This is a genomic window from Clostridium sp. CTA-1, assembly GCF_054768215.1.
In genome coordinates this window covers 1-15,574 of sequence record NZ_BAAAAP010000019.1, presented here as the reverse complement: position 1 = coordinate 15,574, position 15,574 = coordinate 1, and the positions used below count along the sequence as shown (strand labels likewise).

11 protein-coding genes are annotated in these 15,574 nt (G+C 27.4%); 1 reads left to right on the top strand and 10 read right to left on the bottom strand.

Translation table 11 applies throughout. The annotated features are described in order from the left end of the window. Positions 1–41 precede the first annotated feature (41 nt). Together ACYUEW_RS14160 and ACYUEW_RS14155 are read right to left on the bottom strand one after the other, a co-directional pair. Positions 42–1,055 (bottom strand): WG repeat-containing protein, encoded by a 1,014-nt coding sequence (locus ACYUEW_RS14160; protein ID WP_043031899.1) that lies wholly within the window; start codon positions 1,053–1,055, stop codon positions 42–44. A gap of 1,127 nt (positions 1,056–2,182) precedes the next feature. Then, positions 2,183–4,189 carry a methyl-accepting chemotaxis protein gene (locus tag ACYUEW_RS14155; protein ID WP_460276987.1) on the bottom strand — a complete coding sequence of 669 codons (2,007 nt, stop codon included), beginning with the start codon at positions 4,187–4,189 and terminating at the stop codon, positions 2,183–2,185. Positions 4,190–4,528: 339 nt separating this feature from the next. Between ACYUEW_RS14155 and ACYUEW_RS14150 the strand changes: the two genes are divergently transcribed. Then, complete coding sequence (locus ACYUEW_RS14150) at positions 4,529–5,413, top strand: SDR family oxidoreductase (RefSeq protein WP_265204022.1); 885 nt, start codon at positions 4,529–4,531, stop codon at positions 5,411–5,413. A 206-nt stretch (positions 5,414–5,619) separates the two neighbouring features. On the opposite strand, the gene ACYUEW_RS14145 is transcribed toward ACYUEW_RS14150, so the two are convergent. The 8 genes from ACYUEW_RS14145 to ACYUEW_RS14110 form a co-directional block, all read right to left on the bottom strand. Further along, positions 5,620–6,453 carry a DUF975 family protein gene (locus tag ACYUEW_RS14145; protein ID WP_042385048.1) on the bottom strand — a complete coding sequence of 278 codons (834 nt, stop codon included), beginning with the start codon at positions 6,451–6,453 and terminating at the stop codon, positions 5,620–5,622. Positions 6,454–6,680: 227 nt separating this feature from the next. Further along, positions 6,681–7,982, bottom strand: coding sequence for an NCS2 family permease (locus ACYUEW_RS14140; RefSeq protein WP_265204021.1), 1,302 nt, complete (start codon positions 7,980–7,982; stop codon positions 6,681–6,683). 128 nt (positions 7,983–8,110) lie between these two features. After that, a complete protein-coding gene (locus ACYUEW_RS14135; RefSeq protein WP_043031895.1) occupies positions 8,111–9,583 on the bottom strand; it encodes a methyl-accepting chemotaxis protein in 1,473 nt (490 codons plus the stop codon). Between the two features lie 265 nt (positions 9,584–9,848). Next, entirely contained in the window at positions 9,849–11,018 is a 1,170-nt protein-coding gene (gene alr, locus ACYUEW_RS14130; RefSeq protein WP_460276983.1) for an alanine racemase, read from the bottom strand. A 449-nt stretch (positions 11,019–11,467) separates the two neighbouring features. Then, positions 11,468–12,022, bottom strand: a complete 555-nt coding sequence (locus tag ACYUEW_RS14125) for a hemerythrin domain-containing protein (RefSeq protein WP_003486155.1) — start codon at positions 12,020–12,022, stop codon at positions 11,468–11,470. Positions 12,023–12,054: 32 nt separating this feature from the next. Continuing rightward, positions 12,055–12,687, bottom strand: a complete 633-nt coding sequence (locus tag ACYUEW_RS14120; protein ID WP_003486156.1) for a hypothetical protein — start codon at positions 12,685–12,687, stop codon at positions 12,055–12,057. A 303-nt stretch (positions 12,688–12,990) separates the two neighbouring features. Beyond that, positions 12,991–14,913 (bottom strand): sigma-54-dependent Fis family transcriptional regulator, encoded by a 1,923-nt coding sequence (locus tag ACYUEW_RS14115; protein WP_043031892.1) that lies wholly within the window; start codon positions 14,911–14,913, stop codon positions 12,991–12,993. Positions 14,914–15,141: 228 nt separating this feature from the next. Further along, positions 15,142–15,574 (bottom strand): FAD-dependent oxidoreductase (locus ACYUEW_RS14110; protein ID WP_460276980.1); only part of this gene is annotated, 433 nt, incomplete at its 5' end.

Here is a 15,574-nt window from a genome sequence, read left to right as displayed (position 1 = left end):
CATAACTAAATAGGGATAAACAAATATAAAAAATATTTTTATTAAATATTTTTCACTCCTAAATAAGTTCCATTCTCATCTATATATTTTACTCTATTTTCAAATTTAACCTTTGCCACTCCATCTACAAATTTTTCTGCTTTATCATAAATAGGTTTGATGATAAATTCACCTTCCTTATCTATATATCCCCATTTACCTTCTATTTCTACAGCTATTAAACCTTCAGTAATATCACCTACAGCATCAAACTTTAATGGTATTATCTCTGTACCCTCTTTATTTATAAAACCATATTTTTCTTCAAGACTTACCGCTGCAATACCTTCACAAAAATCAGCTACCCAATGATATTTTGTAGGTATAACTATCTCTCCATTTTTATCTATAAATCCATACCGTTCCATAAGTTCTACTGCAGCTAGCCCTTCTTTAAAAGTATGAGCTTCATAATATTTAGGCTTTATCGCCATATTTCCTGATTTATCTATGTATCCATATCTATCTCTTAACTTAACCGGAGCTAAATCTTCACTAAATTTTTTACCATAATCATAGTTAGCTTCTATAACCTTATTTCCTAGTTTATCTATATATCCTACCTTTCCTCCTGGTTGAACCATAGCTAAACCTTCACTAAAATCGCCAGCATCAAAGAACTCAGCCTTAATAGCAAAATCGCCTTTTTTATCTATATATCCCCATTTATATCCCAATTGTACCGCAGCTAAACCTTCACTAAAATCATTAGCTTCTTTAAATTGAGGAGCTACAACTATATTACCCCTAACATCTACATAACCTAATTTTCCTCCTTTATCTACTGCAGCCAATCCTTCTACAAAATCATAAACATCATCGTATTCAATATTAAGTATTTCATTCCCTTTTTTATCTATAAATCCAAAATAATCGTCTATAGCTACTACTGCTAACTCTCCTATGAATTCTTCAGCATAACTATACTTATTTTCTATACAAGTTTCGCCATTAGCATTAACATATCCATATTTACCCTTTGACTTTATTGGGAAAAGTTTTGTATCCATTGTCATATTTTTAAATCTCCTTTTTATATCTCCTTTAGCCTACTAAAGGAATTGTATTTGATTATTTTACATATAAATTATCTTTAGCTTCTAATAAGGTTTATTTAAAGGTAATATTCAAGCATTATAAGCAACTTCTTAGAGGTTTGGTTTCTTACCGAAATAGCTCTTATTAACCTTGTTTTTAGAAAATCTTATACTCTAATAGAAAATCCTTGTGCTTTTGAAATTTTTCATTCACAACCGCAGCAACCAATATACATAGCATAATTTTCATAATTTTAAAACTCAAAAATCTTATATTTTTTTATAAAAAGAGGTGAAAAGTTTTGTGTTATATTCGTAAAACAAAACTATATGCAGATATACTTACTTATTCTCGAAAAATTATACCATAAAATGAATTTTAAAACATCAAAATTATCAAGGTTCATTTTTCTATTAGAATTCTATTAGAAAATAAATTATTTTTACAATATTTTATTTATTCTGAATATTGACTTTTCTATGCATATATAGTATCATTTAATTAATCAATAGATAATATTTAATAAAAATTTTTCTTAAATTTAAAGTTCCTATCTATTGATAATAAAAAAGATTGGAGTGATTCCACCAAATAATTTAAACTTTATTCAATATTTTAAACTGTAGAAAGAAGAGGTATAGACCAATGGGAATTTAAACTTTAAAAATTATTTAAGTAAGTTCTAATTCAAATTATATATTCCCTGAAAAAATTATTTTATACTTTAAGTTTTCTATAATTAAATTAACCAGATATGTGTATATATTTGGAGTATTGAATTTGTTTAATGTTAAATTAGAAAAATTAGATTTATGTTTGCCTGTCGGTTGTAATTAAGATTTTAAATAAATTTTATAGAAAGGATGGTTGTTCATATTCAAATAGTTGAAAATGAGTTTATTAAATTAGAACTTACTAAGTAGCTAGTTTATATATGATAAGTACATATATAAACTAGCTACTATTATTTCTTTAGAATATTAAAGTCAATATAATAAATTCATATTTGTACTACATAAAAAAACAAAATAAATAAGAAGATTTGAAACCATGCTCATATTATTGAAAAACCCCATGGATTCCCATGGGGTTTTATAACACCTATTTAAATTTCAAATTTATTTACTACAGTATCTAATGTACTTGCTATTTCTTTTAAGTTTTCTGCAGTTTGAGCTATGCTTTCCATAGAAGCTGCCTGCTCTTCAACGGTAGCGGACACTTCCTCTGTGGATGCCGCAGATTCTTCTGCTATAGCAGATATGCCTTGGATAGCTGATAAGACTTCATCTTTATCTGAATCTACCTTTTTAACATTCTGCACTAATAGTTCTATTTGTTCTACTATACTTTCTATGGAATTTGTGATGTTATCAAAGGATTTTTTAGATATATCCATAGCCCCATTCACTTCCTCTACTACTCTTTGAGATACATCCATATTATTCTTTGTTTTATTGATTTCAAATTGTATTTCCTGCACTATATTCTCTATTTCTTTAGTGGAAGTAGAAGTTTGTTCTGCTAGTTTTCTTATTTCTTCTGCTACTACTGCAAAACCTTTTCCCGCCTCTCCTGCCCTAGCTGCTTCTATAGCTGCATTTAAGGCTAATAAATTGGTTTGCTCTGCAATAGATTGGATAGAACTTATTATTTCTCCTATAGAGCCAGACTTATTTGCTAACATATCTACGTTATTTCCTAATTCTTTATTCACTTTATTGTTTTCCTTAAATTTTTCTATAGTCTTTTCCATGGTTACTATGCCCTTTTGGCTATTTTCCTTTGTTTCTAAGGAATATTTTTTTACTAAATCCGCACTTTCATCTGTTATTTTAATCTCTTCTGCTAAAGTAAATAATCTTTCGGAACCATTTTGTGCATCTTTAGCCTGATCTACAGAACCCTGTGCCAATTCATCTACAGTTTTTGATACTGCCTCTATAGCTTGTACTGTTTCTCCTGTAGATTCATTTATTGATTGTGAATACTTTAAAACATCATTAGAAGAAATTTTTAATTTTTCTATAATATTTCTTAACTCTTCCCTTAGATGAATAACTGCTTTACCTATAATTCCTATTTCATCTTTATATGAATTTATATGATCATAATTATTGTTATCTTTTAAATCTAAACTTTTAGTTTCATTTACCAATTCAGTTATTTTTAAAATAGGATCAGATATTTTTTTAGCTGAATATATTGCAAATAATGTGGCCCCTATTAAACATAAAATCGTAATTGATATAAATGCAATTATTATATTATTTAAAGGTTTTTTAAACTCTGATAAAGGCACAGAAAACCCTATAGACCATTTAGCTGATGGTATCATTGTCCTTGCAAAAGCTTTCTCTTTTTTATCATAATCTTTTAACATTAAGACTTTATTACTACTTGAATTTAAGGAACCTATGTCTTTTAAAGATCCATCCATAACTTGAGTTACATTAAATTTCTTTTCTTCATTAGGTTGAAAATCTTTATTTGCATGAACTACAAAATCATTATTTGCATCTAATAAAAATCCATAACTATTTTCTACAGGTGTAGCCCTTTGAACTATATTTTTAAGATCCTCTAAACTTATATCTATAGCTAAAACACCTATTACTTTCCCAGAGCTTTTAATAGGTTTTCCTATAGTTACTACCATTTTATTTACTGTTTCATCTATGTAGGGTGAAGAATAAGATATACCATTTTTTTGTATGACCTCTTTATACCAATCTCTTTCAGAACAATTATAGTCTGCTGATGGAACCCATCCATCACTAGATGCAAATTTATTATCATTAAACCCTGCATATATACATATAATATCTTTATTTCCTTTAGCTTGCTCTATAAAATATTTCTTTAAATAATTAATATCATATTTATTATTATATTCAACATCTACTACCATAGAATCTATAAACTTTGTCTTTGTTAAAAGCCATCCTTCTATGATTTCTGAATACTTTTGTGATGCCATAGCAACTTTATTAGTTGATTCTTTCATTATTGCCTTATATGAAAAATAATAGCTTACAGAAGAACATAAAGCTACACTCACTATACAAACAATAGATATAATAAACAAGACCTTTGATTTTATACTTTTCATGATTTCCCCCTCTTTTGTTTAACAATTAATTTTTATACATTTTATTAAATCGTTATAAAAATAGGGTAGTTTATATATCAAATTATAGTGTTTTTTCTTATTTTTATAATTTTATTAAAATATTACCATTACTATTTTTCTTTATTTACTTTTGTCATATTATAATTTACAATTACTGAATTTTAACATTTACACTATTAGCAATTAACTAACCTAAAAAAACTTATATAAGTGTAAGAATTTTTTCATGTATAAATACTAATAATAAATGATATAACTCTATATTTATTAAACAAACTATGTAAAATACAACAAGACTTAATGAAAGGAAGATATTATATGAATGAAGATTTGAATTTTATAAACAGTTTCCCTAAATCTGTACCTGGTCAAGAACAACCAAAACAACCTGGTATAGAAGCTATTATGAATCCTAAACCTATTTTTGACAATCCTAACTACAAAGCTTCCGAAAAGCTTATAAATAAAGTTTCCTTAATTACAGGTGGTGATAGTGGCATCGGTAGAGCTGTAGCTATAGCCTTTGCTAAAGAAGGGGCTGATATTTCCATTGTGTACTTTGATGAACATGAAGATGCAAAAGAAACTCAGGCTATAATAGAAAGTTTAGGTAGAAAGTGTTTATTAATTTCTGGAGATATTACGGATGATAATTTTTGCATAGATGCTATAAATCAAACTATAAATACTTTCAATAAACTAGATATCTTAGTAAATAATGCAGCTGTTCAATACATTCAAAATAGCATAGAAGATATAACAAAGGAACAATTAGAAAAAACCTTTAAAACTAATATATTCAGTATATTTTATTTAGTAAAGGCAGCTTTACCTCATTTAAATAGAGGTGCTTCCATTATAAATACAACATCTATAACAGCCTACAAAGGTCATGAAATTTTAATTGATTATTCTTCTAGTAAGGGTGCAATCGTAAGTTTTACTCGTTCTTTAGCATTATCTTTATGGAATAAAGGTATAAGAGTTAATGCTGTGGCACCTGGGCCTATTTGGACTCCTCTTATACCATCTTCCTTTGATACTAATTATGTAGAAACCTTTGGTTCTAAAACAACTATGGGAAGACCCGGTCAACCAGTCGAATTAGCTCCAACCTATGTATATTTAGCCTCTAATGAATGTTCCTCCTTTGTATCTGGTGAAGTAATACATATAAATGGAGGAGAAATCATAAATGGGTAACTACTATATATAATAATTTTACTTGTAATACTTTAACAATTTTAGGTAAGTATGAAATAGTAAATCATTTTAATTTAATTTTATATAATTTAAAATTAAAAAGCCTATGAAATCCTTAAACTTATAAGGACTTCATAGGTTTTTATCTTTTAAATCATCAGTACACATTTAAAAGCACCAATAAACAAAAAATTTTATTATTTTAATTATAATGTACTTATTGCTTCTTCAGCATTACATTCATTGTTCTTCTTTAGCTCATCATAAAAAACAGCTTCAGCAGATTTTATATAAGGAGTTATCCATAAAAATGCAATACTTATAGTTATAATTCCTAATAAATACCACAATATAAAACTTAAATATAATAAAAGTAATCTTGTCTTGTTTCCTTTCATCATAGCAACACTTTCCTTAATTGCTTTCATAGCTCCCATATCAGGATTATCAATATAGATATAATAAGTCATAGCATATCTAAATAAAATCATTGATAAGGCCACAGTTAAAACTATAATTAAAAGTATAAAAATTGCTATCATCCATCCACTAAAATCATTACCATTACTATAAAAATTCATATTAGTTTTTGAAAATTCTCTAATTACCATAACAAAAATAATTACGAAGAAAGGTATAAAAAGCAATAATGACCATAAAAAACTGTATATACCTAGAACTATATTCATAATGAAAGTTCCACTAAAATGTTTAAACCCCTCAAATATATTTTCTATTTTATGGCTTTTATCTCTAACTAAATTCATAGAAAATCTAGTTATTCCATAGGTCATAGGACCTGCTAAAAGCAATTTTATAAAAAATATAATACCAGATGCTCCAAAGCCTGTATTCTCTCTAATTAAATAAGGATCATGTATATAATTTGAAATTTGATTTATATTATATACATAAGTTACAGAATACATTACTATATTAAATATAATGAACGTAATAACTGCTGTACCCCAATTCCCCTTTAAGGCTTCTTTAGCTTTAGACTTTATTTGAGAATTAGATAATATTGTCTTTTCTTCCATATTCGTCTCCTTTTGTGCATATTTTTTTCTTATTATACCATATTTTTTCCCCATTTCAAATAGTATTAAATTTTGTATTCATTTACAATAAGTATACAAAATAATCAGAAATTAATATTATACAACTTTTTATAAATATTTGAAACAAAATTAAAACTCTGTTTAGTTATATTTTTCAATAATTAAACAGAGTTTACTATTTATTTTTAAAATAAACAATTATAATTTCAACTTACTGCATGCAATATAAAATTTAACAAGAACATAATTGAAATTATATACATTGCATAAGAAATCTCCTTTGATTTTTTCCCTGATAACTTTACAATTGGATAAGCAATAAATCCAAAAGCCATACCATCTACAATACTAAAAGTTAGTGGAATCATAACTATAATTAAAAAAGCAGGGAATCCTTCTGAAAAATCATTAAAATCAATATTTAAGACATTTTTTATCATTAATCCTCCTATAACAATGAGTATAGGAGAAATGGCACTATTAGGTATAATTTTTATAATTGGAAGTAAAAATAGAGATACTAAAAATAAAATCCCTGTAAAAATAGATGTTAACCCAGTTTTTCCTCCTGCTGTTATGCCAGCTGCAGTTTCTATAGTAGCTACTGTAGGACTTGTTCCCAAAAATCCACAAGTAATAGCAGATAATGAACAGGCCTCAAAAGAATTTTTAAATTTATTTTCTTCCTTTAACATAACATTTATATGACCATGTAAAAGCCCTAAATTTTCAAATACAAGCACTAGTGTTAATGAAAATACTCCTATCCAAAAGGTTATAGAAGTAATACTACTAAAATCCATTTTAAAGAAAAGCTCTTTATAAGCACCTAGTGAAAAGTTTGAAAAAGTAAGCTTTGCTATATCTAAAAGTCCAAAAAAATATGATATAATCGTTCCAACTATCATACTTATTAAAAAATTTCCTGGCACATTTTTTATAAATAATATTAATGTAATTATTGAATTAATAAAAGTTACATACACCATTGGATTATTAAAATGTGCTAATGCAACAAAAGTTGTATTACTTCCTATTACAATTCCACTTTTCTGTAATCCTATAAATGTAATTAAAATCCCAATTCCCACAGTTATAGCTTCCTTTAAGGAAATTGGGATCGATTCTGTAAGGGTTTTAGAAAACTTTGTAAAGGCTATTATGGAAAATACAATTCCTGATACAAATACCGCGGCTAATGCTTGCTGCCATGAAAGCCCCATAGAACCTACAATGGTATAGGAAAAAAGAGCATTAACTCCCATGCCTGGAACTAAAATTAGTGGAGCATTACTTATAAATCCTACCAATATACATCCTACAAAGGAAGATAATACGGTAGCTATTATTGCACCTTCTAAAGGTAGACCTGCATCAGATAATATAGATGCATTTACAGCAATTATATATACAATTGCAAAAAATGAGGTGAGACCTGCTAATATTTCTCCTTTAACTGTAGTGTTATACTCTTTAAGATTGAATAAACTGTTTAATTTATTTTTCACTTCTCCTTCGTCCTTTTCTTTTTATCCCTCTCCCACCCACATTATATTTTTATAATGCATTAAATATTATATTAAAAACAATTGATATAATCAATTATATTTCATGGATCCTTTATAAAATTCAATTATTACAAAACCAAATTACCCTCTTTATCAACTTCTGTGGCAATGGATTTTATATTGGACAGCATATTTATAATTGTTTGTGACAACTGTGTGGCTTTTTTGCTATTTTCTTTAGCCTTCTCTGTGTTTCCATTCTTTATATCGTTTTTTACAACTTCCCCTACTTTATGTAACTCTTTATGTATATTATCTATTTTAATCCAAATTTCTTTTATTCCCTCATGTCTTGGCATGACAGAATTATAGAAATGGCCAAATCCACATTTTTGTCCATCCGTTTGTATTGGCTTTATTTTATTTTCCATAGCCATATTTTGGAGCTGCTCTACCCAATTTTCATGGGCCTTTATAGCATTATTTATGGCCACAATAAAATCTTTATTTGTAATCTTAAAGTGATTTTCCCCAGTTATATCACCACTTAGTTTAGCCAAATTAGACATTTCATCATCTATTTTATCCATTTCATCTGCTAGATATTTTATTTCTAAAGATTTTTCACTTAAGGCAGCAGCTTCATTACTTACTTCTTGTACATTTTCACCTATAATATCCATATTACTATTTATCTCTTCACTGGAAGCATTTATTTCTTCCATACTTGCAGCCAAAAGTTCTATGCTCTTTACTTCAGTATCTATAGATTCTCTAACTTTAGAAGATGATGCAGATATAGCTTCTGTATATTCTCCTAATTTATCTATACTTTCTATTGTATCCTTTACACTTTTGCTACTATTAGTAGAGCAAGTTCCTATATCATTAACAAATTCCTCCATCTTTTCTAATTGTTTCGATGTACTTTCGGAGAGCTTTCTAACCTCCTCTGCTACCACAGCGAAACCTTTTCCAGCTTCTCCTGCTCTTGCAGCTTCTATACTAGCATTTAAAGCTAATAGATTAGTTTTTGATGCTATTTCACTCATACCAGTAACTATAGTTTTCATATTTTCCAATATAGAATTTAACTCTGTCATATCTTTTTCCATAGATTGAGCCTTAAATTCCAATTCTTTATTTACATTTTTTACAAGTGCTAAATTCTTTTTATTTTCATCCATATGTTTTATTAATTCTATATTACCACTACTTATGTACTCAACGGTTTCTGCGTCATCTTCAATAGCTAATGTTATCTGCTGCATAGCCTCCTTTACTTCTTTAATAGATGAGTTTAAAACTCCAGAAGAATTATATAATTTATCCGCTGATTTTTTAAGATGCTCTCCAGAATAATCTAAGTTCACAGAGAATGTACTTATTCTAGTAGTAATTGATAATATTCCATTTATCATTTTTTTTACCTTAGGAGATATAACTCGTACTATTTTAGCTATACCCGCAGTAAATCTTACTATTTTATTTTTACTTGTAGACTTTTCTACTTCATCTAAAGCATGTACATTTTCATCATGAAAATTCTGTGATATTTTTATTATTTCCTTTTCAATGGTATTCTCTTTAAATATTCTCAATGATTTCACTCCTATTTTGCATATTTATTAATTACTTTTTAATTATACAAGAATAATTATTTGCTTTCAACTGCAATTAAATATCAATTTTAATTACAGTTTTACTTTTTATATAAAAAGAAAGTATGTATAAATATATTTAATTTTAATATATTAAATAAAAATATAGTAGACCTATGAATGAACTTTAGTACTCCTTCTTAATCTAAGAAGATTACAAATTCACCTAATTCCTCATAATATTTGAAGAATTAGGTGTAAAGCTTTAAGCTATATAATTTTTAACTTTTATAATATTTCTATTTTTAATGTAAACCCTTGGCACTCTCTTACTTATTATAGACATAATTTCTCCACTAGTCATGCCTACCTGAGATGATATATCCTCTGCATCATATTTTAAATTGTTAATATAATCCTTACCAATAATTATTGCTTCATCTCCTACTTTAACCTCTTTAATATCTGTAACGTCTATCATACATTGATCCATACATATGTTTCCAATAATAGGAGCATATTGCCCATTTATTATAACCTTGCCCCTATTTGATAAAAATCTAGTATATCCATCTCCATATCCTAAGGGAAGAATAGCAACCCTACTCTTCCTTTTAGTTTTAAATTTTCTATTATAACCAACATATTTGCCTGAATCTATGGTTTTTATATACACAATATTGGCTTTTAAAGTCATTACTTGTTTAATGTGCAGATTTTCTTTATTTACCTCCATAGAAGGATAATATCCATATAATATTATTCCAGCTCTTACCCCATCTAAATAGGTATTAGGAAGATCTATAATTGCTGCACTATTAGCCATATGATGAATAGGGATTTTAATATTCATTTCTATTAATTTTTTTCTAAAGTGTTGAAACCTTTTAAATTGATATTCTGAATAACTTTTATCCTTTTCGTCTGAACTACTAAAATGAGAACATAGTCCTTCAATTTTAATATTAGATAGATTTTGTATCTTTTTTATTTCTTCTAAACTTTCTACTGTGGGATCAACTCCTAGCCTTCCCATTCCAGTATCAACTGCAATATGTGTCTTTACTATCCTGTTTTTCTGGCAAGCTGCTTTTGATAATTGGTATGCATAATCATAGGAAAAAACAACTGGTTCAATATTATAGTTTATTATATCCTCAAATAAGGTTGAAGGAGTAATTCCTAAAATATTAATAGGACAAGTTATACCGCCTTCTCTAAGCTCAATAGCTTCACTAAGACAAGCAACTGAAAGTCTAGTTGCACCGTTTTCAAGTAAAGTTGAAGCTATATCTACCGCGCCATGGCCATAACCGTTAGCTTTTACAACTGCAAAAATTTCTTTACATTTAACTTTATTTTTAATATTTTTCATATTATAAGATAGATTGTCTAAGTTTACTTCTTCCCAAACCGGCCTATGATTTCTAAACATAAATATCATTCCTCTTTCTTTCATATTCTTTTAGTTGTCTGCCATAATTTAAGAGCAAAAACCAATTTTGTGAAAGGATTGACTATATTCTATTTTATAATATTTATTTTAAGTTCAATATTTCTATACTAATATACGCTTAATACTTATCCAGTATTGTACTCCTTTAATATTGTACCTATTCTTTGTATTATCTGTATTGAACTGATTTTATATGAATTCGTTATTACATAGTAAATGTCCTCTTTTTTGTAAAATTTTATGTTTTAAATAAAAATAAAATCATATATTGCTAGAATTTCTAAGTTTATTTAAATAAAATTCTATGCAACATATGATTTTTAATAAATAAAAGGATTATTATTATAACAATTTTTTAAAGTTCCCTATAATTCCGAAACCTCTTTAAATAAAATTTATACAATTATTCTTATATTTATTAATAATCTTTATTTAAGCTTTTCTTCAAGTTCATAAATTAGGTTTATATATTTATCTTGTATACCTTTTTCTTTAGCTTCTTTTTCAATTCTTTTACAATCCTCATCTAATTTTTTTAAAGTTTCTTTAGATAGATTCCTTTCTGCAAATTTGTAAACTACATCGTCCTCTTTTTCTATATGCCTATACAATAAATCCGTATATGAAACCGCATTAGCTATTATATCTATTTTAGCTTCTTCTTCACCATTTTCTAAAGCTTTAAGAGCCTTTTCTAGATTTTGCATATATAGTCTCCCAAGATCATGTTCTACTAACATACCATGTTTTACTAACTTTTCTGTAGGTCCTTTAATTTCATCAACCATCCTATTAAATAAATAATCTTCTTCTTTTCCATGATGATGCTTATCTGCATAATTTCTTACAAAATCAATAATTCTATAAAAATCATTATAATCTACCTCTTTGTTTTTTAATACTTTAAAGCAATACTTTCTTATAACTGCTAACATACGCTTTATGTTTTTATGCTCATTTACCATAAGTTCAATTGAATTCATTTTTATTCCTCCTAAATTATTCTACAACTATTCTATTTTTTTATTGAATAAGTGTAATTTCCTAGGGATTCAAAATGGAACTCCTTATTTAAGGAATTTATAAAAGCAGCTATCCATGCTTCTCTTAAGCTATAAAAGTTTGCTACTTCACCACCTACAGCCTCCCAATGAGTAGTATGAAGACACTTATTAGCTTTCCAAGATATTTCATTTTCATTAGAATCTAAAATAACATTTACTCTATCACAAGGCATTCCTTCTAATATATAATCATTTAAAGCATTATACATATCCTCAGCATACATGGGATTATTTTGTTCTCTATACTCTAATGCACACTTTTCTCCTTGCTTTTTAAATATGTCCATTAAGTTTTTCTTATATTCTTTTTTCTCTTTCAATATAGCTGTAACCCAAGCCGCCTGTCTTACTTCTGCTGCATAAATTTTGTTTTGAAGCCATCCATGAATATTAGAAGTATCTATTATTTCCTCTAATGGTTTATTTTCAGTAGGATCACCATATTTTGATATAATTTCTTCTTTCCACTGTTCCACAGGTAAATTTTCACTCTCACCAAAATTTATTATTTCCTTTTCTAACTCTTCAAACCAAGTTATTTTATTATATAACCAATAATGTACCTTTCCTAAATATAAGCTCATAACAATACCTCCATATATGAAATTTTTCTAAAGCTTAAAAGGAGCCTACTTATAAGTAATACCTCACTCCATTTGAGCCTTATTTATATTTTCTCCTTAATTTTATGTTTATATTTTATATCACTTAATAATTTAATTCTGTAACAGATGTTACCAAAAATTTAGATGGAATAAAACTTTATCTAAATTAAGGTTCACTTTATATAACTAGTATAAGTAAAAAGAGTTTGATATACTCTAAAAACTTTAAGATTCTATAGTATCAAACTCTTTTATGTTATTTATTAAATGTGAAGTTATTAATCATTTTATATTATATTTTTTTATTTTTCTATATAATGTAGATCGACCAATATTTAATAGTTTTGCAGCTTTAGCTAAGTTTCCATCACACTTTTCTATAGCATTTTGAATATTTTCTTTTTCTAATCTTTTCATAGGAATAATATTTATATCTTGATTTTCATTATTTATTTCTTTAAATACATTTTCTTCAATATAGTAAGGTGAAATAGTATCTAGATCACTTAAATAATAATCTCTTTCCACCACATTCCTAAGCTCTCTTACATTACCTGGCCAATCATAATCCTTTAATTTATCTATATATGATTTTTTAACTCTTTTATTTTGTTGTAAATTTTTTTGGTTAAGATTTCTTACAAAACTGTTAACCAAAACTTCTATATCTTCTTTTCTATATCTTAGTGGTAATATTTTTATGTTTATTACACCTAACCTATAATAAAGATCCTCTCTAAAATTTTTCTTTTTCATCTCTTCCTTTAAATTTCTATTAGTTGCTCCTATAACTCTTACATTTAATTGTTTTTCATAAGTTCCTCCTACTCTTATAATCTTATTGTTATCCAACACCCTTAATAATTTTGATTGTATATCTAAAGGTAATTCTCCTAGCTCATCCAAAAATATCGTACCTCCATCTGCTAGCTCAAATTTTCCAGGATGCCCTTCCTTTGAAGCTCCAGTAAAAGCACCTCTTTCATATCCAAAAAGTTCACTTTCAACAAGTTCTCTAGGTATAGATGCACAATTTACAGCTACAAAAGGCCCTTCTTCTCTCATACTATAATTATGTATAGATTGGGCAATTACTTCTTTTCCCGTGCCACTTTCTCCTTCAATAAGTATATTGCACTGACTTTTAGCAGCTTTCTTAGCCATTTCGATCATTTGGATCATTTTATCATTTGCAGTTAATATATTATTAAAAGTATAAGTGGCTTTATATCCAATTACTTTATTAACTAATTTATGAACTAAAGTAGCCTCTCTAAAAGTTATAACAACACCTGTAACTTCTCCATTAGCCTTTATGGGAACTGCATTTATAATACATTTAATTCGATTATCTTTTATATAGAAATCCCCCTCTATGTTACTATAACTTTTATAACTTTCTTTTAAAATTTCTTTAATACTAATATTTTTTAATATACTGTCAATATTTATACCTAAAACATATTCACTACTTATAAATAAAATTTCTTCAGCTCTATGATTTAATCTTTTTACATTTAAATTTTTATCTAAAATAATCATACCCTCAGAAATAGAATCAAATGTTATATTTATAAGATTATAAGACATAGTTAAAGCCAATTGTTTTTCTATAGCTTGTGCAGAAGCTGTCACAATACCAAGTGTATGAGAATGAGCATTATAATAATTTCCAGACATATTTAAACATCCTATTATATTTCCACATTCATCATGAATAGGACAGGCTGAACAAGTCCAGGAATGCTGATTTATACAAAAATGCTCTGAACCAATAGTTTGTATAGGTTTATCTAAATAAAGAGCTGTCCCTATGGCATTTGTTCCAACAGCTTCTTCAGTCCAAAGAGCACCCTTTACAAAATTCAATTCATCTACTCTCTTCATTATGTCTTTATCTCCAATTACTTCAATTATATATCCATTCTTATCTGATAACATTATTGCAAAATCAGAACCTTCAACAATATTATATATACCTTTCATTATAGGTCTTGCCACTGAAATTAACTCTGCATTTTCTTGAACCTTAAATTCTACTGGAACCTTATTTTTACTATTCCCCCGACCATTCATGTGCTCTACACCGTAATTTCTACATCTTTTCCAAGATTCTGCTATTTCAGGCCTTACTTTATTATCTACATATTCAGTTTCAATAAATTTTTCCCAAGCATTATGTATAAATTTTAAGTAATCCTGCACACTCTCACCTCGCAAAATAATTTTAAATATTGAGTAAATACTCAATTATTCATGAAACAAATCTAATTTTACAAATACGTATATAAATCTATCAAAATTTATAACTAATATTTTAACACACCCATATATACTATATTATATCTAACAACATTTATAAAATAAATTTTTAAAATCATTATTAAAATAAAAAACTTCAACGGTATTTTGTTGAAGTTTTTTATAATTAATTTATTTACTCAAATATTCATCTATAGCGTTAGCAGCCTGTTTTCCTGCTCCCATAGCTAAAATTACAGTGGCAGCACCTGTTACTGCATCTCCTCCTGCATATACTCCTTCTCTTGTAGTTAATCCTGTTTCTTCTTCTGCTACTATACATTTTCTTTTATTTGTTTCTAATCCCTTTGTAGTAGAAGATATTAATGGGTTTGGAGAAGTTCCAAGAGACATTATTACTGTATCCACATCCATTATATATTCTGAGCCTTCTATCTCTACTGGTCTTCTTCTTCCAGATTGATCTGGTTCTCCTAGTTCCATCTTTATACATTTCATTCCTTTTACCCAGCCCTTTTCATCCTCTAATATTTCTACTGGATTTGTTAAAAGGTTAAATATTATTCCTTCTTCCTTTGCATGGTGTACTTCTTCTACCCTTGCT